Origin of the sequence: Micromonospora sp. NPDC049580, assembly GCF_040675595.1 — a bacterium.
Taxonomy (GTDB): domain Bacteria; phylum Actinomycetota; class Actinomycetes; order Mycobacteriales; family Micromonosporaceae; genus Micromonospora.
Window position 1 is genome coordinate 1 of the sequence record NZ_JBFAPG010000643.1, and the last position, 2,834, is coordinate 2,834.

The 2,834-nt window shown below is 72.2% G+C and carries 2 protein-coding genes and 1 pseudogene; 1 reads left to right on the forward strand and 2 read right to left on the reverse strand.

The window, feature by feature from the left end; genetic code table 11:
• Window positions 1-220 (reverse strand): annotated as a pseudogene (locus AB0J68_RS30375) (hypothetical protein); the annotation flags it as partial.
• 19 nt (window positions 221-239) lie between these two features.
• A complete protein-coding gene (locus tag AB0J68_RS30380) occupies window positions 240-1,370 on the reverse strand; it encodes a LacI family DNA-binding transcriptional regulator (protein WP_354863044.1) in 1,131 nt (376 codons plus the stop codon).
• A 238-nt stretch (window positions 1,371-1,608) separates the two neighbouring features.
• Here AB0J68_RS30380 and AB0J68_RS30385 point away from each other — a divergent pair.
• Window positions 1,609-2,834: Gfo/Idh/MocA family oxidoreductase (locus AB0J68_RS30385; RefSeq protein WP_363942114.1), on the forward strand; the 1,226-nt coding region annotated here is incomplete at its 3' end.

Below are 2,834 nucleotides of genomic sequence, written 5' to 3' on the forward strand. Positions count from 1 at the left end.
AGAGGCGCAGCTCGGCGCGCTGCCCCGGGGCTCGGACGGTGTCGATGAAGTCCAGTTGCCCGGTGCCGTCGATCATCAGCGTGATCGCGGCGGCGCCGAACATCAACGGCGCGGCGACGGTCGCGGCCAGCAGGCCGCGCAGGAGTCGCCGACGGGGCACCGGGGTACCGTGATGGCGCCCGACGGGCGTGTCAGTGGTGGGGGGCGTTGCGGGGTGCATGTGCGCTCACTCCTCGGCATTAGGAGGCGACGGCGTCACCGGTGGCCGCGGTCGGGACGCCCGGGCCCGCAGGGCAATGCGGGTCCGGGCCAGGCGGCGCGGCCAGGGGACGTGCCGGTCGGGCGTGCGGGCCCGGGCCGGTCGAGTCGCGGATGACCAGGTCGGTCTGGAGCATTACCTGTGCGGTGGTACGACGGACGCCGAGCGCCGTGCCGGCACCGGGGCCCCGCGCGCCGCGCGGTGACTCGATGTCCTGTTGCAGCAGCATGTCGACGGCCGTCCGGCCAGCGGCCCCGGTGGGTGTGGCCACCGTCGTCAGTTTGGGGCGGGTGAGCCGACTCAGGGCGATGTCGTCGACCCCGACGACACTCACCTCCTGTGGCACCCGGACCCCGAGCGCGTCCAGCCCCTCGATGAGGCCGATCGCCATCAGGTCGTTGTAGGCGAGCACGGCCGTCACGCCACTGCGCCGCACCTGGTCGGCGACGGCGAGGCCGCCGGTCTCGGTGGGCGCGTTGGGGCCGAGCACGGTCAGCTCCGCGCCGCCGCTGCGGGCGGCCGTGGCGGCGGCGCGGCGCATCTCCCGGTTGGTCCACGAGCTGCGGGGGCCGCCGAGCAACGCGATGCCGCGGTGACCGAGACCGATCAGGTGCTCGATCGCCGCCCGGGCGCCCTGCCCGACGTCCATCAGCACGCAGGGCAGGCCGGTCACCTGGCGGTTCACCACCACCAACGGCACCTCCCGGCTGAGCTGCTCGATCAGGCTGTTGCTCATCCGCGGGCTGCACAGCAGCACCCCGTCGACCTGCTTGGCGAGCGCGTGGACCAACTCCTCCTCGGCGGTCGGGTCCTCGTTGGTGTCGGCCACGAAGACGTGGTAGTCGCGATGGCGGGCCTGGCTCTCCGCCGCCTTGATCAGCGGCGGGAAGAACGGGTTCGCGATGTCCGCGATGATCAGGCCGATGTTGTGCGTCCGCCCGGTGATCAGGGCCCGGGCGGCGCGGTTCGGCCGGTAGCCCAGGTCCTCCGCGCAGGCGAGCACCCGGACCCGGGTCTCCGGGTTGACCAGGTGCGGGGCAGAGAAGGTGCGGGACACGGTGGAGATGTGCACCCCGGAGGCGCGGGCGACGTCCCGGATGGTGACTGGCACGGCGGGCCCTTCGTCCGATGTGGCGACGGTCACGTGGGTGCCGCCAATTAATGCAAACGGTTGCGCCAGTGTCAACGGTCAATGGTTGCGGTTCTGTTGCGTCGACGCTCCCCGTGGTGACCTACAACGCCGCAAACACTGACATTTATCGCCGATTGCGCCGTTGGCGTTGACGCGATCGCATCGATCGTGGTTACTTCACTGCAAACCTTTGCAGGGATCACCTGGGGGCGACCACATGTCACCGAGATCCGACGGGCGAGTCCGGTACGCCGTCGTGGGCACCGGCGCACGGGCCGAGATGTTCGTCCGTGCCCTGGCGCTCGACCACGCCGACACCACCGAGCTGGTCGCCTTCGCCGACGTCAACCAGGCCCGGATGGACGCGCACAACCGCTGGCTCGCCGAGCTGTGCCACCGCCCGGTGCCGACGTACCCGGCCGGTGAGTTCCCGGCCATGCTGGACAAGGAGCGGGTCGACGTCGTGCTGGTGACCAGTGTGGACGTCACCCACGACGAGTACGTGGTGGCGGCGCTGCGCGCCGGCCGCGACGTCGTCACCGAGAAGCCGATGACCGTCGACGCTGCGCGCTGCCGGCGCATCCTGGACGCGGTGACCGAGACCGGCGGCCGGGTGACGGTCGCCTTCAACTACCGCTACAACCCGCTGCACGAGCAGGTCCGCCGCCTGCTCGCCGACGGCGCGGTCGGTGAGATCGGCTCGGTGCACTTCGAGTGGCTGCTCGACGTTCGGCACGGCGCCGACTACTTCCGGCGCTGGCACCGCGACAAGGCCACCTCCGGCGGGCTGATGGTGCACAAGGCCAGCCACCACTTCGACCTGGTCAACTGGTGGCTGGGGGCCACCCCGGTCGAGGTGTACGCCGCCGGCCGCCTGTTCTTCTACGGCGAGGACGGTCGCCGGCACGGCTACGCCCGCGACTACGAGCGGGCGTACGGCTCCCCCGCCGCCGTCGACGACCCGTTCGCGCTGCGGCTGGAGGCCCACCCCCGGCTGCGCGAGCTGTACCTCGACGCCGAGGCCGAGGACGGCTACCAGCGCGACCGCAACGTGTTCGCCCCGGGCGTGAGCATCGAGGACGACATGGCCGTGCTCGCCCGCTACTCCACCGGCGCCACGATGACCTACCACCTCACGGCGTACGCCCCCTGGGAGGGCTACCGGGTGATGGTCAACGGCAGCCGGGGGCGCCTGGAGCTGGAGGTGACCGAGAACGACTTCGTCGACCGGGGCACCGCGGGCGCGGTCAAGGGCGCGGCGCTGCACGGCGTCGAGGCGCCGGCCGAAGGGGGCGGCTCGACGCTCACCCTGCGCCCGTTCTGGGAACCGCCCCGGCAGATCCCCGTCGAGGGTCGTACCCGACACGGGCACGGCGGCGCGGACGCCCGGATGACCGCGGTGCTCCTCGGCGGCCAGCCCGATCCGCTGGGCCGCGCCGCGAC